The following is a 19,262-nucleotide window of genomic DNA, read 5'->3' as shown; positions in this document are numbered from 1 at the left end:
CTGAACCGCTGTGACCCTGAACCGCTGTGATCAGGCGGCCTGCGGGATGAGCACGCCCTCCTCGGGGAAGTGGCACGCGGCGAAGGCGCCGTTGTTCTTCAGCGTCAGCGGCGGCTCCTGGACGGCGCAGACATCCTGAGCCTTCCAGCAGCGCGTACGGAAGCGGCATCCGGACGGCGGGTTGAGCGGCGTGGGCACGTCGCCTTCCAGCCGGATGCGGCCGGCCGACTGGCCGATGCGGGACGCGTCCGGCACGGCCGACAGCAGCGCCTTCGTGTACGGGTGGGCGGGCTGGCCGTAGATCTGCTCGCGCGAACCGATCTCGACCAGCTTGCCGAGGTACATGACGCCGATGCGCTGGCAGAAGTGGCGCACGATCGACAGGTCGTGGGCGATGAAGACGAACGCCAGGCCCATCTCCCGCTGCAGATCCCGCAGCAGGTTGATGACCTGTGCCTGGATCGACACGTCGAGCGCCGACACCGGCTCGTCCGCGATGATCAGCTTCGGCCGCAGGGCCAGCGCGCGGGCGATGCCGATGCGCTGGCGCTGGCCGCCGGAGAACTCGTGCGGGAACCGGTTGTAGTGCTCCGGGTTCAGACCCACGAGCTCCAGCAGCTCCTGCACGCGCTTCTTCACGCCGCCGGGCGGGTTCACGCCGTTGACCAGCAGCGGCATGCTGATGATCTTTCCGACCGTGTGCCGCGGGTTCAGCGAGGAGTAGGGGTCCTGGAAGATGATCTGGACGTCCTGGCGGACCTTCTTGGACCGGCGGTGCGTGACGTCCTGCCCCTGGTACGTGATCTTCCCGGCGGTCGGGTCGAGCAGGCCGACCAGCATCCGGCCGGTGGTCGTCTTGCCACAGCCGGACTCGCCGACCAGGCCGACCGTCTCACCGGGACGGACGTCGAACGAGACGCCGTCGACGGCGCGGACCTTGGCGGCGGTGCCGAGCAGTCCACTGCGGACGGTGAAATGCTTCGTCAGGCCGCTGACCGTCAGCAGGGGTGCGACCGACGCCTGCTCCAGAGGCGAAGCGGAGGGCTGCGTGATGATCATTGTGCGACTCCGACTTCCGAGACCTCGTTGGTGTAGATGGCGACCCGGCGGTCCTCCGGCAGGTGGCAGGCGACCGAGTGGCCGGGCTGGCTGATCGCCAGCAACTGCGGCACTTCGAGGTCACACGGGCCGGGGTTCATCATCCGGTAGGGGCACCGCGGGTGGAAGGCGCAGCCCGACGGGACGTTGATCAAGCTCGGCGGGTTGCCCTTGATCGGCTTCAGGTCCTCTTCCGGGTCGCCGTGCAGCGACGGGATGCTCTCCAGCAGACCCCACGCGTACGGGTGCTGGGCGGAGCGCATCACCTGCTCGATCGAGCCGTGCTCGGCGACGCGGCCGGCGTACATGACCAGGACCTCGTCGGCGATCTGGCTGATCACACCGAGGTCGTGGGTGATCATGATGATCGCCGAGTTGAACTCCTTCTGCAGGTCCGTGAGCAGGTCGAGGATCTGCGCCTGCACCGTCACGTCGAGCGCGGTGGTCGGCTCGTCGGCGATCAGCAGGGCCGGGTTGTTGACCAGCGCCATCGCGATCATCGCCCGCTGGCGCATGCCGCCGGAGAACTCGTGCGGGTACTGGTCGACCCGGCGGTGCGGCTCGGGGATCCCGACCCGGTCGAGCATCTCGATCGCGCGCTTGCGGGCGTCCTCCTTGGACGCCCGCGGGTGGTGGACCTTGTACGCCGTCGTGATCTGGCGGCCGATCGTGTAGAACGGGTGCAGCGCCGACAGCGGGTCCTGGAAGACCATCGCCATGTCGTTCCCGCGCATCTTCCGCGTTTCCTCGTCGGTCATCGTGACGATGTTCTTGCCGTTCACGAGGATCTTGCCGGCGATCTCGGTACGCTTTCCCCGCGCGTGCAGGCCCATGACGGCCATGCTGGTCACGCTCTTACCGGAGCCGGATTCGCCGACGATGCCCAGCGTGCGGCCGCGCGGCAGTTCGAAGGAGACGCCGTCCACGGCGCGGACCACGCCGTCCTCGGTCGTGAAGCGGACCTTCAGATCCTCCACCACGAGGTACGGCTGCGCCGTCGTCGATTGTGTCGTCATGGCAGCGGCCCCTTTCAGCTCAGCTTGACGCGCGGGTCGATGAACGCGTACAGCACGTCGACGATCACGTTCATGATCACGACGAAGACGGAGGCGATGAGCACGGTGGCCATGATGACCGGCAGGTTCAGGTCACTGGCCGCCTGCACCGAGGCCCAGCCCATGCCGTGCATGCCGAAGATCGTCTCGGTGATGGCGACACCGCCGAGGAAGGCGCCGAGGTCGAGGCCGAACAGCGTGATCACCGGGGTGATCGCCGCCCGCAGCGCGTGCCGCAGGTGCACGGTACGCGCCGGTAGGCCGATCGCCCGCGCGGTGCGGATGTAGTCCTCGGACAGGGTTTCGAGCATCTGCGACCGCGAGTACCGCGCGTAGCCGGCGGCCTGGACGAAGGTCAGCGCGATCCAGGGCAGGATCAGCGCGAGCGCCCACTTCGCCGGATTCGTCGCTATCGACGTGTACTGCGGATACGGTAAGAGGCCGGTCGAGAAGACGAAGATGCTCAAAAGTAGGAGGGCGAAGAAGTACACCGGCATCGACGTGCCCACCAACGAGACGCCGATCGCGAACTTGTCGCCGAATTTGCCCCTGTGCAAGGCTGAATAGACGCCGAGCCCGACCCCGGTGACCAGCCACAGCACGGCGGCACCGATGACGATGCTCGTGGTGACCGGCAGCGCGCGGCCAATGACGTCGGTGACCTGCTCCTGCGTCTTGAACGAGTACCCGAGGCACGGAATGTGGCAGTGGTCGATGACCGGCTTGCCGTTGAGCACACGGCCACCGTCGACGTCGCGGCCAAGGAAGATGCCCCGGTTGAACTCGGCGAACTGGACCATGAACGGCCGGTCCACACCGAGGTAGTGGTTGACCCGGGCGATCGTCTCCGGGGTGCAGTTCTTGCCGCAGTTCGCCTCGGCCGGACTCGACGGGATGGCGAAGAACATCACAAACGTGATGACGTCGATCGCGACGAGGGTCAGAAGCGCCGCGAGGACGCGTTTGATGATGAAGCGAAGCATCTCGGGCCTTTCAAGCCTGCACCGGTCCGGTGCCCGGGTGGGGGTGGCAGCCCCGGGTTCGAGACTGCCACCCCGGTGAATCTCTCGGATCGACCGATCAGATCGATCGATCAGATCGACGTGTTACTGGATGACGTACGCGTTCTGCAGCGACGGCGAACCCCACAGCTGGCTGAGGTAGATGCCGCCGACCTTCGAGCCGTTGATCGTGTAGGAGTGCACGTAGTAGATCGGGATCCACGGCGCGTAGTCCTTCATGATCTTCTCTTCGAGGTCGCCGTACTGCGGCAGCGCCGAGGCCGGGTCCGGGTTCGAGGCGAGCTCGTCGAGCTTGCTGGTCACCTCGGGCACGTCCAGCCACGAGTTGTTGTTGCTGCCGTCGTGGGAGGCCTCGTGGCCGCTGGCGAGAACGCCGAGCACCGTGGTCGGGGACGGGTAGTCCTGGCCCCAGCCGGTCGGCGCGAGGTCGCAGTCGTTGCCCTTCTTGCCGATCAGGCTGTAGAAGGTGGTCCGGTCGAGCTCGGTCGGCACGATCTCGATGCCGGCCTTCGCGAACGCCTCCTTGACCGCCGCGGCGACCTGCGGGCGAACGCCGCCGGCCCGGTAGCAGTACTTGAACGGACGCAGCGTCTTGCCCTGCAGCAGCGTCTTCGCCTTGTCCGGGTCACCGGTCAGCGGGACGTTGTAGGCGTCGAACTTCTTGTAGCCCGGGGTCACCGGCGGGGTCAGCGTCGTCGACGGCGTACCGGCCGTGGCGCCACCGATGATCTGCAGCACCGCCTGCTTGTTGTACGCGTAGATCATCGCGCGACGGATGTCCACATCGGTCACACGCTGGGTGTTGATGCTGACGATCTGCGAGAAGATCGTGTCACCCTCGATGACCCGCTTCTTGGCCGACTCGTTGCTCTGGATGTCGGGGAGGCTGGCCGAGGTCGGGTTCGGGAACCCGATCGCGAGCTGGTCGGCACCCTGGTCGGCGACGAGGCGCTTGGTGATGATGTCCGGGTCCGACTGCGAGAAGTCGAAGACGAAGCCGTCGGCGTAGTTGTGCCGCAGCGGGTCGCTGGTCGGGTCCCAGTTGTCGTTGCGCACCCACTCCAGGCGCTGGCCCCGGGTGTACGACTTGATCTTGTAGGGACCGGTCGACATCGGGGATTCCATCTTGCCGCCGCCCGGGTCCTTCGCAGCCAGGACCGGAACGGTCGTCGGCAGCGCCGCGGCCAGCGGGAAGTCACAGTGCGAACCCTGGAGCGTGAAGACGATCGTCTTGTCGTCCGGCGTGGTGATGCCGGGCGCGATGGTCCCCGGGTTCTTGAACGGGCCGGTGTACGCCTTGCCGAAGTCCTCGCCGGCGAGCCAGCGCTGGATGTAGGTCGGGCCGTCCGCCTGGCTCTCGTCGAACGCGCGGGAGACACCGTAGGCGATGTCCTTCGCGGTGACAGCCGTGCCGTCCTCGAACTTGATGTTGTCGCGCAGCTTGTACGTCCAGACCTTGCAGTTCTCAGTCTGCTGGCCGGTCGTGGTCGCCAGGTCGCCCATGAGCTCGATCTGGCCGTCGTCCTTCTCGTAGTAGCTGGTCAGCGTACGCAGACCGAGCTGGTTGCCGACCATGATGGCGGCACCGACGTACGTGTTCTGCGGCTCCAGGTGGTCGAAGTCCTGAACGTTGAGAACGGTGAGGATGCCACCCTTCTTCGCGTCCTTGATCTCCGGAGCCGGACCCTTGGCGTCGTCCACGTAGACGAGCTTCGAGTTGTTCTGCGGACCCTTGCTACCCGTATCGTCGTTGCCGGTGTTCTTGGTGCAGCCGGCTGCGCCGACCGCGACAGTGAGCAGGCCGATCGCGGCCACACTCCAAGTGCGTCGCACTTTCTTCTCCCTCCCCGCCTGGCTATGGCCTGTCGGCCACCCGTAGTTGCCAGACGACGTCTCAATGTGGTTCCGGCCGGTGGGCCGGTAGGCGGCGGGCGCTTCGTGGCGCCCGCCGGGTGGATCTCCGGTCAGCGCAGGGACCTGGGGTCCAGCGCGTCGCGCAGGGCGTCGCCGAAGAGGTTGAAGCACAGCACCAGAACGAAGACCAGGGTTCCGGGCAGGTAGACCGTCAGCGGCGCGAGGTGGGCGTTGCTCATGTAGCCCACGCCGAAGTTGACCAACTGGCCGAGGTCGGCGACGTCGTCGGAGGGCTTGATGCCCACACCGAAGATCGCCAAGGCCGCCTCGGCGCTGATCGTCGTCGGCACCGCCAGCGAGAACGCGACCAGGATCGGCGCCCAGAGGTTCGGCAGCAGCTGCTTGAACAGGATGTGCCCGAGGCCCGCTCCGGCGGCCTTGGCCGCCTCCACGTACTCGCGCTCACGCATCGAGATGACCTGGCCGCGCACGATGCGGGCGGGATAGGTCCAGCCGAAGAGGAAGAAGACCGACATGATCACGAACAGCTTCTTCCAGAGGGCGACCCGGCCCACCTCGTCCTGCAGGTTCACGATGAGAACCGGCACGATCGCGAGCGCGAACAGGAAGAACGGGAAGCTCAGCCAGACGTCGATCAGCCAGGTCAGGAACTTGTCCAGCCAGCCGCGCGCGTAGCCGGCGGTGATGCCGATGACGACGCCGATGGTCAGCGAGATGATCGAGGCGACCAGGGCGATGCCGAGCGACGTCCGCATGCCGAAGATCAGCTGCATCATGAGGTCCTGGCCGCGCTGCGGCATGACACCGAGCCAGTGGTCGCCGCTGACCCCGCCGATGTAGCCGAGCGGGATGCCTTGCAGGTCCAGCAGTTCGCTGTGGCCGTCGCTCGGGCCGTCGCCGTAGAACTTGCTGATCAGCGGCGCCAGCAGCGAGAGTACGACGAGAACCACCAGCACGTAGAGGCTGACCATGCCCGCTTTGTCGCGCTTGAGGCGCAGCCAGGCGATCTGGCCGGGCGACCGCCCGGCGACGATCTTCGCCGGCGCCTTGGTCTCCGTCAGCACGCTGCCGACGGTGACCGAATCGTCCGTCCGCCCGGCGGTAGCGGCCTGTCCCGACGCCGCGGTGGCGACGCCGGCGGCCGCGGTCGCGTCGGCCTGGTTGCCGTCGCGCTGCATCGGCTCGCCCATGGGCCGTGTCTCCCCACTCAAGAACGTGCTCCGTCCGGTTGCCTGTGCACACGCGAACATGAGCCGACCGCGTGTTAGGTGTGGACGCTAGTGCCGCGAGGCTTCGGCGTGAAGGCTGCTCAACATCAGTTCGATAACAACAGCGTCACGGATGTACGCGCCCTTGCCCGACCCTTGCCGATGCAAGATGCACCGCTGATGACCTGCTGATTAGCGGTTTCTTCGGCTGGTGAAGAAAATGATCGAAAAATCTACCGGGTTCGCGGCACACCGTGCTTCGTCGATGGCTTGTCATTTCGTGACTTGTAGTGTCGGCCCATGTCACATTTCGACGTCGCCTCGACGGCCGTCCAGGCGGCCCTCGACGCCGGCGCGCGCTACGCGGACGCCCGCGTGATGCACCGGCGTACCGAGTCGATGAACGCGCGTAACGGGGAGATCGAGGATCTCACCCAGAACGAGGACGCCGGGATCGGCGTACGCGCGCTCGTCGGCAGCGGCTGGGGTTTCTACGCGGTCCCCGATCTGTCCGATGCGGCCGCCCGGCGAGCCGGTACGACCGCGGCAAGGGTAGCCGCCGCCAGCGGCAACGTTCCCGGGCCCCCCTTGGATCTGGTCGCCTCGACCCCGGTGGCGGCCTCGTGGTCGTCCGGCTGCGCGGTCGACCCGCTCGGCGTACCGCTGGGCGAGAAGGGCGACCTGCTGACCACGGCCACCTCGATCATGCTGGAACACGGCGCCGACCTCGCCGAGGGCCTCTACCAGATCTGGGACACCCGCAAATGGTTCGTCTCCAGTGAGGGCCACCGCATCGACCAGCACGTACGCGAGTGCGGCGCCGGCATCTCGGCGACCGCGATCGGGCCGGACGAGACCCAGCGCCGGTCCTACCCCTCCTACCGCGGCCAGTACGGCACCCAGGGCTGGGAGCTGGTACGCGACCTCGACCTGACCGCGCACGCGGCCCGGATCGCCGACGAGGCCCGGGCGCTGCTGACCGCGCCCGCCTGCCCGGCCGGCGAGACCACGCTGGTGCTCGGCGGCGAGCAGATGTGCCTGCAGATCCACGAGTCCGTCGGGCACGCCATCGAGCTCGACCGGATCCTCGGCTGGGAGGCCGCGTTCGCCGGAACGTCCTGGCTGGACCTGTCGAAGCTGGGATCGCTGCGGTACGGCTCCGAGCTGATGAACATCACGATCGACCCGACGATCCCCGGCGCGCTGGGTTCGTTCGGCTTCGACGACGAGGGCACCGCCGCCGTGGCCCGGCCGGCGGTCCGCGACGGGATCTGGGTCGGCGTCCTGGCCGGCCGCGACTCGGCGAGCCGGGCGGGCCTGGACTACGCGGGCAGCGTACGCGCGGACGGCTGGGCGCGGCTGCCGATGGTCCGGATGACCAACGTCGGCCTCGAACCGGGCCCGCACACCCTCGACGAGATCATCGCCGAGACCCGCGACGGCGTCTTCATGGACTACAACCGGTCCTGGTCGATCGACGACAAGCGGCTGAACTTCCAATTCGGCTGCGAGGTCGGCTACGAGATCAAGAACGGGAGGCTGGGCCGGATGCTGCGCAACCCCACCTACACCGGCATCGGGCCGCGCTTCTGGCAGTCCATGGACATGCTCTCCAGCGAGACCGTCGCCTGGGGCACGCCCAACTGCGGCAAGGGCCAGCCCGGCCAGATCGGGCACACGGGACACCCGGCCGCCCCGGCCCGTTTCCAGAACGTCCGCGTGGGGGTGACGGCATGAGGGACCTCGTTCAGCAGACCCTCGACCTGGTACGCGCCGCGGCGCCGAACGCCGAGGCCGCGGTCGCCGCCGACCACCGGTCGCAGTGGCTGACCCGGTTCGCCACCTCGTTCATCCACCAGAACGTGGCCGACGAGACGACCACGGTGAAGTTGACCGTGCACCTGGACGGGCGTACCTCCGTCGCGACCACGACCTTGACCGGCGCGGACGGTGTGCGGGACCTCGTGGAGCGCACCGTGTCCGCGGCCCGGCAGGCGCCGGCGGACCCGGCCTGGCCCGGGGTCGCCACTCCCGCGGACCTGGCCGGGCGCGGGACCGTCGACGCCGCCACCGCCGGGGCAACCCCCGCGGACCGCGCGGCCCTGGTACGCGCCTTCGTGGACGCGGCCGGCGGCCTGGAGACGGCGGGCTACTGCCGCACGATCCACTGGACCGGCGCCTTCGGGACGACCGGCGGGCAGCTGATCGACGGTGAGTCCACGGTGGCCGACTTCGACGGCATCGCGCGGTTCGAGGGCAACGACGCCGCCACGCGGATGGCCTCGACGGCGCTGGGCGACATCGACGCCGCCGCGATGGGCGCCCGGGTCGCCCGGCAGGCGCCCGGCCTGGCCGCGGCGGTCGAGCTGCCGGCCGGCGAGTACGAGGTGGTGCTGCTGCCCGAGGCGGTCGGCGACATCCTCAACAACTTCGCCTTCTACGGCTTCAACGGCAAGCACCACAACGAGGGCCGGTCGTTCGCCCGCCTGGGCGAGCAGCAGTTCGACGAGGCCGTGACCCTCATGGACGATCCGGTGAGCCCGGGCCGCATCGGCGTACCGTTCGACGGCGAGGGCACTCCCCGGCACGCGTTGACCCTGGTCGACCGGGGCGTCACGGCGGCGCTCGGCCACGACCGGCGCAGCGCGGCCGTCGCCGGCACCACCAGCACGGGCCACTACTCGGGCGGCGACTGGGGGCCGATGACGGAGAACCTCGTCCTCGCCGCCGGCACCGCGAGCATCAACGACCTGGTGAAGACGGTCGGCCGGGGCCTGCTGATCAAGGACTTCTGGTACACCCGGGTCCTCGATCCCCGCAAGCTGACCCTGACCGGCCTGACCCGCAACGGCGTCTGGCTCATCGAGAACGGCGAGATCGGTACGCCGGTCAAGAACTTCCGGTTCACCCAGGCGTACGCGGGCGCGCTCGGGCCGGGGCGGGTGCTCGGCGTCGGCGACACCGCCGTGCCACAACCTTCGCGCTGGGGATTCGGTTCGTGGACCGGCCCCGCGCTGCATCTGGCCTCGTGGAATTTCACGGGAACCGCGTCCGGCTGAGCCACTCTCCGCTCTGGACGGGCACGCCTGTGACGTATGCCGGGTCCCGCGGAGGCTCGCGGCCGGCCGGGCCGCGAGCCTCTCACATGCCGCATCGCGATCTCCTCATACCTGCGGCTACCAGGTGAGGCGTGCCTGTCCACCAATATCCACTTCCTCGGGCGTAACCTAAGCCACGTTCACTCGCCCCGCGAGACGAGCTGCCAGCCCGGGAGTACAGATGACATCGACGGCAACGAGGCCGATCGGAGCGCGCCCGCGCGCCGCGATCGACGCCAAGACGTTGCGGACGGACAAGTGGTGGATCGCACCGCTGCTGACCGTGATCGGCCTGACGGCATGGGTCGCGTACGCGACCGTGCGCGTCTTCATGCACAAGTGGTTCTGGGTCGAGGAATACCACTACCTGACCCCGTTCTACTCGCCTTGCATCACCGACCGCTGCCCGCCGGGGGCCGCCGAGTTCGGCACCTTCCTGCCGGCGAAATGGTTCATCCCCGAGGCCGCGCTGAGCCTGCCGTTCCTGCTGCTCTTCCGGCTCACCTGCTACTACTACCGCAAGGCGTACTACCGCAGCTTCTGGATGTCGCCGCCGGCCTGCGCCGTACCGGACGGGCACAAGACCTACTCGGGCGAGACGCGGTTCCCGCTGCTGTTCCAGAACGCCCACCGGTACGCCTTCTACGCCGCGGGCCTCATCTCCCTCATCAACACGTGGGACGCGGTCAAGGCGATGCACTCGCCGGGCGGCTTCGGATTCGGCCTCGGCAACGTGGTGCTGTGGGTGAACGTGATCGCGTTGTGGGCGTACACGCTGTCCTGCCACTCCTGCCGGCACATCGTCGGCGGCCGGCTCAAGCACTTCTCCCAGCACCCGGTGCGGTACCGGTTCTGGACCTTCGTGTCCAAGCTGAACACCCGCCACATGGGACTGGCCTGGACGACGCTGGCCACGCTGGCGATCACCGACTTCTACGTGATGGCCGTCTCCGCCGGCTGGATCACCGATCTGCGATTCGTTGGGTGACACAGTGGAAAACATTGAGAAGCACGAGTACGACGTCGTCGTGATCGGCGCCGGCGGCGCGGGCCTGCGGGCAGCGATCGAGGCCCGGCTGGCCGGCAAGCGTACGGCGATCATCTCCAAGTCGCTGTTCGGCAAGGCCCACACGGTCATGGCCGAGGGCGGCGCGGCCGCCGCGATGGGCAACGTCAACAGCAACGACAACTGGATGGTCCACTTCCGCGACACCATGCGCGGCGGGAAGTTCCTCAACAACTTCCGGATGGCCGAGCTGCACGCCAAGGAGGCTCCGGACCGCATCTGGGAGCTGGAGACCTACGGCGCGCTGTTCGACCGGACCAAGGACGGCAAGATCAGCCAGCGCAACTTCGGCGGCCACGAGTACCCGCGGCTGGCCCACGTGGGCGACCGCACCGGCCTGGAGCTGATCCGCACCCTGCAGCAGAAGATCGTGTCGTTGCAGCAGGAGGACAAGAAGGCCCACGGGGACTACGAGGCGCGGATCAAGGTCTTCGCCGAGACGACCATCACCGAGCTGCTGCTGGACGGCGACCGCATCGCCGGCGCCTTCGGCTACTACCGCGAGAGCGGCAACTTCGTGCTGTTCCAGGCGCCGGCCGTGGTGCTGGCGACGGGCGGCGTCGGCAAGTCGTACAAGGTCACCAGCAACTCCTGGGAGTACACCGGCGACGGCCACGCGCTGGCCCTGCGCGCCGGGGCGACGCTCATCAACATGGAGTTCCTGCAGTTCCACCCGACCGGCATGGTGTGGCCGCCGTCGGTGAAGGGCATCCTCGTCACCGAGTCCGTACGCGGCGACGGCGGCATCCTCAAGAACAGCGACGGCAAGCGGTTCATGTTCGACTACGTGCCGGACGTCTTCCGCAAGCAGTACGCCGAGACGCCGGAGGAGGCCGACCGCTGGTACACCGACCCGGACAACAACCGGCGTCCCCCGGAGCTGCTGCCCCGCGACGAGGTGGCCCGCGCGATCAACTCCGAGGTCAAGGCCGGCCGGGGCACCAAGGCCGGCGGCGTCTACCTCGACATCGCGTCCCGCCGGCCGGCCGCCGAGATTCTCAAGCGGCTCCCGTCGATGTACCACCAGTTCAAGGAGCTGGCCGACGTCGACATCACCAAGCAGCCGATGGAGGTCGGGCCGACCTGCCACTACGTCATGGGCGGCGTCGAGGTGGACCCGGACACGGCGGCGGCGCTCTCCGTCACCGGCACGGTGCAGGGTCTCTTCGCGGCCGGCGAGGTCTCCGGCGGCATGCACGGCTCGAACCGGCTGGGCGGCAACTCCCTGTCCGACCTGCTGGTCTTCGGCAAGCGCGCCGGCGAGTACGCGGCCGCGTACACCGATTCGCTGGAGAAGCGGCCGGCCATCGCGAATGCCGACCTCGACGCGGCGGTCGAGACCGCGCTCGCTCCGCTGAACCGCGCCGGCGGCGAGAACCCGTACACCCTGCACCACGAGCTGCAGCAGGTGATGGGCGACCTCGTCGGCATCATCCGGCGCAAGGGCGAGCTGGAGGAGTCGCTGGCCCGGCTGGGCGAGCTGAAGGAGCGGGTGGCCAAGGTCGGCGCGACCGGCGGCCGCCGCTACAACCCGGGCTGGCACCTCGCCCTGGACCTGCGCAACATGCTGCTGGTCTCGGAGTGCACCGCCATGGCCGCCCTGGAGCGCGAGGAGTCGCGCGGCGGGCACACCCGGGAGGACTTCCCGAAGATGGACGCGACGTGGCGCAAGGTGAACCTCGTCAGCTCGGTCGCCAAGACCGGCGAGGTCGACCTCACGCACAAGCCGATCCCGGTCTGGCGCCAGGACCTGCTCGACCTGTTCGAGCGCTCGGAGCTGGCCAAGTACTTGACGGAGGACGAACTCGCATGACGGTCAGGAACTTCAAGGTCTGGCGTGGCGACGGCTCCGGCGGCCAGCTCAACGACTACCAGGTGGAGGTGAACGAGGGCGAGGTCGTCCTCGACATCATCCACCGCCTGCAGGCCACCCAGGAGCCCGACCTCGCCTGCCGCTGGAACTGCAAGGCCGGCAAGTGCGGCTCGTGCTCGATGGAGATCAACGGCATGCCCCGGCTCAGCTGCATGACCCGGATGTCGACCTTCGAGGAGGACGAGACGGTCACGGTCACGCCGCTGCGTACCTTCCCGGTGATCCGGGACCTCGTCACCGACGTGTCCTTCAACTACGAGAAGGCCCGCGAGACCCCCGCCTTCGCCCCGCCGGCCGGCGTCGCCCCCGGCGAGTACCGGATGAAGCAGGTCGACGTCGAGCGCTCGCAGGAGTTCCGCAAGTGCATCGAGTGCTACCTCTGCCAGAACACCTGCCACGTGGTACGCGACCACGAGGAGAACAAGAAGGCGTTCGCCGGTCCCCGGTTCTTCATCCGGGCCGCGGAGCTGGACATGCACCCGCTGGACGCCAAGACCGACCGCAAGGAGTACGCCCAGAGCGCGATGGGTCTCGGCTTCTGCAACATCACCAAGTGCTGCACCGAGGTCTGCCCGGAGCACATCAAGATCACCGACAACGCGATCATCCCGATGAAGGAGCGCGTGGTCGACCGGCGCTACGACCCCCTCGTCTGGCTGGGCCGTAAGATCATGCGGCGAGACGAACTGGAGCAGGAGGCAGTAGCGGTGACGACCTTGCACGCGGGTGAGCCGACCCCGCAGCCGGACGGTGCGGCCCCGATCAACTGGCACCGGGAGATCCCGGCGCCGCAGGCCGCGGTGGCGGAGGGCGACAAGCTGCCCCTGAACGAGGTCCTGTCGGACCGTACGGGCGCGAGCTCGCCGTTCGGGGACGAGATCGAGTTCCCCGTCGACCCGGCGACCCTGAACTACTACCACCCGGACCGGGACTGATCCCGTAGACACCGAGAGCGGGGCCGGCCACGTCGCCGGTCCCGCTCTCTTTCTGTCCGGCTAGCCGAGCAGCTCGGGCAGGACGGCGACGATCGGGGCGTCGGCCGGCAGCCACGGCACGTCGCCGAGTTCGCCCGCCGTGAGCCAGCGCAGGTCGGCGTGCTCGATCTTTCGCGGTCGCTCGCCGTCCGCTAACGTCGCCGCATAGACCTTCAGCACCGCGCGGCCGTGCCCCATCGGCACGTCACCGCCGACCCGGTCCCCGATGGTGACGTGTACGCCCAGCTCTTCCCAGCACTCACGGATCAGCGCCTGCTCCTCCGTCTCGCCGGGCTCGACCTTGCCGCCGGGGAACTCCCAGCGCCCGGCCGTCTCCGGTGGATCGGAACGCTCACACGCCAGGACGCGGTCGCCCTCGATGATGGCCGCGCCGACGATGACGCGTACGGGGTGATCGAAAGTCACGGCGAAAGACTGCCAGAGAAATCAGCCGTTCGGGTAGCACCCTTGTCCTTTAGCGGGGCGGAAGTCGGGAATGTGGCCGTGGACACACGCACCCGAGCGCGATAAGACTGTGGGTGAAGATTTATTGCGACACGGCGACGACTAGGCCACAAGCCGGCAACGACGCCTGGAGGTGGGCCCATGGGTGCGGTCTGGCGGCGGGACCAGACGAACTATCTGACGGATGCGCTTTCGCAGCTGCAGGGGTGGACACGTGACCCCCGTGGCCTGCGCAGGACGCTCACGTTGGACGATTCACAGCATCGCGAGCTGGCCGAGCACATCACGGTGTACGCGGACGCGGCCGAGGTGCACGCGCAGATCCGTCGGCTCGACGGGCACACTCAGATCCAGCTCTGCACCGCCGACGACACTGGGCCCCTCACAGCCAGTGAAGTTTCACTCGCGGCCCGTATCGAAGCCGCGTACGGCGAGATCGCGAATCGCTAGTACGCGCCCTTGACGACGAAGTACGAGCCGCGGATGGTACCGGCGAGCTTGGACTTCTGGCGGACGAACTTGAAGCGGTCGGCGAGCTCCGCCGGGATCTCCATCCCGTCGGAGAGCTTGAAGCCGACCGCCCGCTTCCCGCCGTCTTCGAGCGTGTAGAGCACGTTGACGGACAGGCCCGACTCGTAGAAGACGTAGGTCCAGCGAACGCCCTCGACCTCGAAGGCCGTCGCCTCCAGCGGCCGCGAGCCGATGACGATGCCCCGCTCGTCGCGCAGGATGCGGTGCACGTAGGTCACCGCATCCTCGGCCGCCGACGCCGGCTCGACCGTGAACGCGTGGTCGTACTTGTTCCTGAAGTAGCGGGCTTCGTTGGCCCGCAGGCCGGCCAAGGCCTCCGCGACCGGCGACGACTCCAGACCGACGGTGGAGACGTGCTCGAAATCCACGACGTACGACATCCGCGCCCTCCGGCGTCCTAGACGTTGAACCGGAACTCGACCACGTCGCCGTCCGACATGATGTATTCCTTGCCTTCGATGCGTACCTTGCCGGCCGCCTTGGCCGCCGACATGCTTCCGGCCGCCATCAGGTCGTTGTACGACACGACCTCGGCCTTGATGAAGCCACGCTGGAAGTCGGAGTGGATGACGCCCGCCGCCTCGGGTGCGGTGGCACCGATCGCCACCGTCCAGGCCCGGGCCTCCTTGGGGCCGGCCGTGAGATAGGTCTGCAGGCCGAGCGTGCGGAAGCCCACCCGGATGAGCTGGTTGAGACCGGGCTCCTCCTGGCCGATCGAGCCGAGCAGCTCGCGCTTCTCGGCGTCGTCGAGGCCGATCAGCTCGGACTCGATCTTGGCATCCATGAAGACCGCCTCGGCCGGGGCGACCAGCGCCCGCAGTTCGTCGAGGAAGGAGGCGTTGCCCAGCTCGGCCTCGTCGACGTTGAAGACGTAGAGGAACGGCTTGGCCGTGAGCAGGTGCAGCTCGTGCAGCTCGGCCACGTCGATGCCGGCCTTGGCCGCGCCCTCGAAGATCGTGGTGCCGCCGTCGAGCAGGTCGCGGGCCGCCTTCGCCGCCGCCAGGATGCCGGCGCGCTCCTTGCGGACCTTGGCCTCCTTCTCCAGCCGCGGCAGCGCCTTGTCCACCGTGCCGAGGTCGGCCAGGATCAGCTCGGTGTTGATCGTCTCGATGTCGTCGCGCGGCGACACCTTGCCGTCCACGTGGACGACGTTGGGGTCGCTGAAGGCCCGCACGACCTGGCAGATCGCGCTCGCGTCGCGGATGTTCGCGAGGAACGCGTTGCCCCGGCCCTGGCCCTGCGACGCGCCCCGGACGAGGCCGGCGATGTCGACGAAGGAGACCGGCGCGGGCACGACCTTCTGCGAATCGAACATCTCGGCCAGCTTGTCCAGCCGCACGTCGGGCAGGCCGACGACGCCGACGTTGGGCTCGATCGTCGCGAACGGATAGTTCGCCGCGAGCACGTCATTGCTGGTCAAGGCGTTGAAGAGGGTGCTCTTGCCGACGTTGGGCAGGCCGACGATGCCGATGGTGAGACTCACCCGCCCAGTCTACGGCCCGCCTGTGTAACGTCCCCGGCCCGGCGAACGCTCATGCGATGAGGAGCACTGCGAGCGGAGGAGGACGGCCCGTGGCCGACGAGTGGGACGAGCGCCTCGGCGCGGCCCGCGCGGGCGACGAGGGCGCGTTCCGGTCGGTCTACCGCGCGCTCGCCCCCTCCCTCCAGCGGTACGCGACCACGCTGGCCGGTCCCGACGGCGAGGACGTGGCGTCCGAGGCGTGGCTGCAGATCATCCGGGATCTCGGCGCCTTCCGGGGCGGCTGGACGGACTTCCGCCGCTGGGCCGCCACGGTCGTCCGCCACCGGGCGCTCGACCATCTGCGCCAGCACAGGCGGCGCAACGCGTACGCGGTGGCGCCCGAGGAGCTGGCGGGACTGCTCGACCCGGCCGATCCCGCCCAGGCGGTGGTGGACCGGGCCGGAACCTACGCCGCCCTGCGACTGATCGCCACGCTCCCCCGGGACCAGGCCGAAGCCGTGATCCTGCGGGTCGTGCTCGACTTCGACGCGCGGACGACCGGGTCGATCATGGCCAAGCGGGAGGGCACCGTCCGCGTACTCGTGCATCGGGGTCTGAAGGCCCTGGAGAAGCGGCTTGTAACGGTGGCGGCGCGCTCGGCGCTGGAGGAGGTGAGATGAGCACCCGACACGATCTTCCCGCGAGTGGCCCGCACGTGGCCGCTCTGCTGGCGGCGGCGACCGCGGCGCCGCACGCCGGTGAGTACGCGGGTGAGGAGGCAGCCCTGGCGGCGTTCCGGGGTGCCCGTCGATCCACCGACACCCGGAGACCGAGCATGATCAAGAGTCTTTTCGCCCGGTACGCGGGGGCCAAGCTGGCCGCGGTCTGCCTCGCGGTGCTCGGCACGACCGGTGTGGCCGTCGCGGCCGGCACCGGGGCGCTGCCGGAGCGGGTCAACCCGTTCGCGGGTTCGACCCGTCACGACCAGCCCGGCCAGGGCAAACCTGGCAGCGGCGAGCAGCCCTGGAGCTGCGTCAGCGGTACGCCCCGCCCCGAGAGCACCGGCGGCGACCACGACGGCCGGCAGGGCGACGCGCAGGCGGCCAAGAGCGCTGAGCCGAGCCTCTGCGCCGGGTGGGACAGGCCGGACTTCCCGGCGCTGTGCCGGCGCTGGCACGACCACGACGGCGACCAGCGGCGTGCGGACCTGGACCGGCCGGAGTTCGCCGACCTCGTCCGCGGCGCCGGCGGCAAGGACGCCGAGCACGTCGAGCGGTTCTGCGGCGGGCGCGGCCCGTCGGCCTGGCCGTGGCCGAGCGGTTCCCGAGCCTTCCCCCGGCCGTCGGGCTCGCGCGTCCCCCAGTCCGGCGACTCCGACCAGCCCGGTGACTCCGGTCAGCCCGGCGGTCAGGGCCGGCCCGGCGGGGACCGGCCGCAGCGTTCTCCGATGGCCCGTTAGACCTTCCACCCCGATCCGCAGCCGGGTCGCGTACGCACATCCCGTGGGATTCCCCCCGACTGAAATCCCACGGGCGCCTGCCGGGACCCCCAACCCGGTGGGCCGGGCGTACGCGACCCGGCTGCACCCCTCCACCCGGCGCGCGAAACGTGATGGCGGATTTCCGCTAGCGAACGAGCTCCGGCCGGGCCAGACTGGGGCTGTGGATCTATACCCTGCGATCTCTGGCCGCGACCGGCGCTTCGACGGGACGTTCTGGTTCGGAGTCACCTCTACCGGCGTCTTCTGCCGCCCGAGCTGCCCCGCGCGTACGCCGAAACCGCAGAACGTCCGGTTCTTCCCGAGTCCGGCGGCCGCCACCCGGGCCGGTTTCCGGGCCTGCCGCCGGTGCCTGCCCAACGCCGTGCCGGGCTCCCCGCAGTGGGACCTACGCGCCGACGTGACCGCCCGGTCGATGCGGCTGATCGCGGACGGCGTGGTCGACCGGGAGGGCGTACCGGGGCTGGCGAACCGGGTCGGCTATTCGGAGCGGCAGCTGAACCGGCTGCTGACCACCGAACTCGGGGCCGGACCGCTGGCCCTGGCCCGCACGCAACGGGCGCAGACCGCGCGTACGCTCATCGAATCCACGTCGCTCGGGCTGGCCCAGATCGCCTTCGCGGCCGGGTTCGGCAGCGTACGCCAGTTCAACGAGACCATGCTCGAGGTCTACGGGTGCCCGCCGTCGCAGTTGCGCCGGCCCGTGTCGCCGGCCGCCGGGGAGATCCGGCTGAAACTCGCGTACCGGGCGCCGATCGACCTGCCGCATCTGCTGCGGTTCCTCGCCGACCGGGCGATCACCGGGGTGGAGGAGTTCGACGGCGCGACCTATCGGCGTACCCTCCTGCTGCCGCACGGGCGGGCGAGCCTCGCGGTGGCCGACGGCGACGGGCACGTCGCGGCCACGCTGTCCCTCGCCGACGCGCGCGACCTCGCGCCCGCCGTGGCGCGCCTGCGCCGCCTGCTCGACCTGGACGCCGACCCGCAGGCCGTCGCGACCGCGCTGGGCCCGCACTTCCCGGCCGCCGCGGGCGTGCGCGTGCCCCACGTCATCGACGGCTTCGAAGCGGCCGTACGCGCGGTCGTCGGCCAGCAGATCAGCGTGGCCGGGGCCCGGACGGTGCTCGCCAAGCTGTGCGCCGACGGCCTGTTCCCGACGCCGGAGCAGCTGCTGGCGCTGCCGGACGAGGCGTTCGCGATGCCGACGAGGCGCCGCCAGACCCTGCGCGACCTGGCCGGGGCCAGCCTCGACCTGTCGCCGGGGGCCGACCGGGCGACCACCCGGGCGGCGTTGCTGGAGATCCCCGGCATCGGCCCGTGGACCGCCGACTACGTGCTGATGCGCGCGCTCGGCGACCCCGACGTCCTGCTGCCGACCGATCTCGGTACGCGGCACGGCGCCCAGGCACTCGGCCTGCCGACGGACCCCGAGGAGCTGCTCGCGTACGCCGAACGCTGGCGGCCCTGGCGCTCGTACGCCCAGATGCACCTGTGGCGGGCCGCCGCGGCGGCCTGAACGCGGCCTGAACATCGAAGATGTCCCGCTGTTTAACGGAGATCACAGAGATCTCCTAGTAGACAGATAGGAAAACTATGTTTAGGCTCGAAGGCATGAGCGTACTCGCCGAACCCCTGTCGCGGGCCACCGCCCAGCTGGAACTCAACGTCGACGCCCGCACCAGCAGCCTCCTCGAGGTGCCGATCCGGTTCACCCGCCGGGAATTCGACCTCCTGCTGTTCCTCTCCGAGCACCCGGGCATCTGCTTCACCCGCCTGCAACTGCTGCGCGCGGTGTGGGGCCACGAGTTCAGCGGCGAGCGCACCGTGGACGTCCACGTGCGACGGATCCGCGTCAAGCTGCGCGGCTACGGTCCGACGATCGCGACGGTGCACGGATTCGGCTACCGGCTCGACGACACCGACCGCGTACGCATCGTCCGGGTGCGCTGAACCTTCCGGCCGGGCGGGGCCGGCGCCGGACCGCGGGGACGAGCGCGGCGGCGGGGCGGGCGCGACCACGGCGGCTATCCTGCCGAA

The 19,262-nt window shown here is 69.2% G+C and carries 18 protein-coding genes; 10 read left to right on the top strand and 8 right to left on the bottom strand.

Going from position 1 to position 19,262, the window contains the following annotated elements; all coding sequences use genetic code 11:
• Positions 1-30: 30 nt before the first annotated feature.
• The 5 genes from G401_RS0111770 to G401_RS0111750 all read right to left on the bottom strand — a co-directional run bounded on the left by G401_RS0111770 (position 31) and on the right by G401_RS0111750 (position 6,261).
• Positions 31-1,059 carry an ABC transporter ATP-binding protein gene (locus G401_RS0111770; RefSeq protein WP_051366503.1) on the bottom strand — a complete coding sequence of 343 codons (1,029 nt, stop codon included), beginning with the start codon at positions 1,057-1,059 and terminating at the stop codon, positions 31-33.
• A complete protein-coding gene (locus tag G401_RS0111765; RefSeq protein WP_027342681.1) occupies positions 1,056-2,114 on the bottom strand; it encodes an ABC transporter ATP-binding protein in 1,059 nt (352 codons plus the stop codon). The genes G401_RS0111770 and G401_RS0111765 overlap by 4 nt, the downstream gene beginning before the upstream one ends.
• Positions 2,115-2,128: 14 nt before the next feature.
• Complete coding sequence (locus tag G401_RS0111760) at positions 2,129-3,136, bottom strand: ABC transporter permease (RefSeq protein WP_027342680.1); 1,008 nt, start codon at positions 3,134-3,136, stop codon at positions 2,129-2,131.
• Positions 3,137-3,259: 123 nt separating this feature from the next.
• Positions 3,260-5,008, bottom strand: coding sequence for an ABC transporter substrate-binding protein (locus G401_RS0111755; RefSeq protein ID WP_027342679.1), 1,749 nt, complete (start codon positions 5,006-5,008; stop codon positions 3,260-3,262).
• 131 nt (positions 5,009-5,139) lie between these two features.
• Positions 5,140-6,261 carry an ABC transporter permease gene (locus G401_RS0111750; protein ID WP_169734172.1) on the bottom strand — a complete coding sequence of 374 codons (1,122 nt, stop codon included), beginning with the start codon at positions 6,259-6,261 and terminating at the stop codon, positions 5,140-5,142.
• A gap of 297 nt (positions 6,262-6,558) precedes the next feature.
• Between G401_RS0111750 and G401_RS0111745 the strand changes: the two genes are divergently transcribed.
• The 5 genes from G401_RS0111745 (at position 6,559) to G401_RS0111725 (ending at position 13,230) form a co-directional block, all read left to right on the top strand.
• Complete coding sequence (locus G401_RS0111745) at positions 6,559-7,995, top strand: TldD/PmbA family protein (RefSeq protein WP_027342677.1); 1,437 nt, start codon at positions 6,559-6,561, stop codon at positions 7,993-7,995.
• A complete protein-coding gene (locus G401_RS0111740; protein ID WP_027342676.1) occupies positions 7,992-9,317 on the top strand; it encodes a TldD/PmbA family protein in 1,326 nt (441 codons plus the stop codon). The genes G401_RS0111745 and G401_RS0111740 overlap by 4 nt, the downstream gene beginning before the upstream one ends.
• A gap of 220 nt (positions 9,318-9,537) precedes the next feature.
• Positions 9,538-10,344: a hypothetical protein gene (locus G401_RS0111735; protein WP_027342675.1), complete on the top strand. Its 807-nt coding sequence runs from the start codon at positions 9,538-9,540 to the stop codon at positions 10,342-10,344.
• The gene (locus G401_RS0111730) at positions 10,337-12,235 is read left to right on the top strand and encodes a fumarate reductase/succinate dehydrogenase flavoprotein subunit (protein WP_407636853.1); all 1,899 of its coding nucleotides are present in this window, start codon (positions 10,337-10,339) and stop codon (positions 12,233-12,235) included. Before G401_RS0111735 ends, G401_RS0111730 begins: the two co-directional genes overlap by 8 nt.
• On the top strand, positions 12,232-13,230 hold the full coding sequence (locus G401_RS0111725) for a succinate dehydrogenase/fumarate reductase iron-sulfur subunit (protein WP_027342673.1): 999 nt from the start codon (positions 12,232-12,234) through the stop codon (positions 13,228-13,230). Before G401_RS0111730 ends, G401_RS0111725 begins: the two co-directional genes overlap by 4 nt.
• 60 nt (positions 13,231-13,290) lie before the next feature.
• On the opposite strand, the gene G401_RS0111720 is transcribed toward G401_RS0111725, so the two are convergent.
• A complete protein-coding gene (locus G401_RS0111720) occupies positions 13,291-13,695 on the bottom strand; it encodes a (deoxy)nucleoside triphosphate pyrophosphohydrolase (protein ID WP_027342672.1) in 405 nt (134 codons plus the stop codon).
• A gap of 180 nt (positions 13,696-13,875) precedes the next feature.
• On the opposite strand from G401_RS0111720, the gene G401_RS0111715 reads away from it, so the two are divergent.
• On the top strand, positions 13,876-14,184 hold the full coding sequence (locus G401_RS0111715; protein WP_027342671.1) for a 4a-hydroxytetrahydrobiopterin dehydratase: 309 nt from the start codon (positions 13,876-13,878) through the stop codon (positions 14,182-14,184).
• On the opposite strand, the gene G401_RS0111710 is transcribed toward G401_RS0111715, so the two are convergent.
• A complete protein-coding gene (locus G401_RS0111710; protein ID WP_027342670.1) occupies positions 14,181-14,645 on the bottom strand; it encodes a hypothetical protein in 465 nt (154 codons plus the stop codon). The genes G401_RS0111715 and G401_RS0111710 overlap by 4 nt on opposite strands.
• 17 nt (positions 14,646-14,662) lie before the next feature.
• Entirely contained in the window at positions 14,663-15,748 is a 1,086-nt protein-coding gene (gene ychF / locus G401_RS0111705) for a redox-regulated ATPase YchF (RefSeq protein WP_027342669.1), read from the bottom strand.
• A gap of 89 nt (positions 15,749-15,837) precedes the next feature.
• Here ychF and G401_RS44995 point away from each other — a divergent pair, with 89 nt between their 5' ends.
• The 4 genes from G401_RS44995 (at position 15,838) to G401_RS58280 (ending at position 19,175) form a co-directional block, all read left to right on the top strand.
• Positions 15,838-16,407, top strand: a complete 570-nt coding sequence (locus G401_RS44995; RefSeq protein WP_034591275.1) for an RNA polymerase sigma factor — start codon at positions 15,838-15,840, stop codon at positions 16,405-16,407.
• Complete coding sequence (locus G401_RS52595) at positions 16,404-17,186, top strand: hypothetical protein (RefSeq protein WP_157545600.1); 783 nt, start codon at positions 16,404-16,406, stop codon at positions 17,184-17,186. Before G401_RS44995 ends, G401_RS52595 begins: the two co-directional genes overlap by 4 nt.
• Positions 17,187-17,388: 202 nt before the next feature.
• Positions 17,389-18,741 (top strand): DNA-3-methyladenine glycosylase 2, encoded by a 1,353-nt coding sequence (locus tag G401_RS0111690; RefSeq protein ID WP_027342667.1) that lies wholly within the window; start codon positions 17,389-17,391, stop codon positions 18,739-18,741.
• Positions 18,742-18,836: 95 nt separating this feature from the next.
• Positions 18,837-19,175, top strand: coding sequence for a winged helix-turn-helix domain-containing protein (locus tag G401_RS58280; protein WP_051366500.1), 339 nt, complete (start codon positions 18,837-18,839; stop codon positions 19,173-19,175).
• Positions 19,176-19,262: the final 87 nt, after the last annotated feature.

This window comes from Hamadaea tsunoensis DSM 44101, from assembly GCF_000428945.1.
Taxonomy (GTDB): Bacteria; Actinomycetota; Actinomycetes; order Mycobacteriales; family Micromonosporaceae; genus Hamadaea; species Hamadaea tsunoensis.
Note: the sequence above shows the minus strand (reverse complement) of the source record. Positions and strands in the feature narration are given on the sequence as shown.

What these genes read in the sequence shown, in the direction of transcription:
- G401_RS0111765 (WP_027342681.1), bottom strand. Translation starts at nt 2,114, where the DNA reads ATGACGACACAATCGACGACGGCGCAGCCGTACCTCGTGGTGGAGGAT.
- G401_RS0111760 (WP_027342680.1), bottom strand. Translation starts at nt 3,136, where the DNA reads ATGCTTCGCTTCATCATCAAACGCGTCCTCGCGGCGCTTCTGACCCTC.
- G401_RS0111715 (WP_027342671.1), top strand. Translation starts at nt 13,876, where the DNA reads ATGGGTGCGGTCTGGCGGCGGGACCAGACGAACTATCTGACGGATGCG.
- G401_RS0111745 (WP_027342677.1), top strand. Translation starts at nt 6,559, where the DNA reads ATGTCACATTTCGACGTCGCCTCGACGGCCGTCCAGGCGGCCCTCGAC.
- G401_RS0111735 (WP_027342675.1), top strand. Translation starts at nt 9,538, where the DNA reads ATGACATCGACGGCAACGAGGCCGATCGGAGCGCGCCCGCGCGCCGCG.
- G401_RS58280 (WP_051366500.1), top strand. Translation starts at nt 18,837, where the DNA reads ATGAGCGTACTCGCCGAACCCCTGTCGCGGGCCACCGCCCAGCTGGAA.
- G401_RS0111710 (WP_027342670.1), bottom strand. Translation starts at nt 14,645, where the DNA reads ATGTCGTACGTCGTGGATTTCGAGCACGTCTCCACCGTCGGTCTGGAG.
- G401_RS52595 (WP_157545600.1), top strand. Translation starts at nt 16,404, where the DNA reads ATGAGCACCCGACACGATCTTCCCGCGAGTGGCCCGCACGTGGCCGCT.
- G401_RS0111770 (WP_051366503.1), bottom strand. Translation starts at nt 1,059, where the DNA reads ATGATCATCACGCAGCCCTCCGCTTCGCCTCTGGAGCAGGCGTCGGTC.
- G401_RS0111725 (WP_027342673.1), top strand. Translation starts at nt 12,232, where the DNA reads ATGACGGTCAGGAACTTCAAGGTCTGGCGTGGCGACGGCTCCGGCGGC.
- G401_RS0111740 (WP_027342676.1), top strand. Translation starts at nt 7,992, where the DNA reads ATGAGGGACCTCGTTCAGCAGACCCTCGACCTGGTACGCGCCGCGGCG.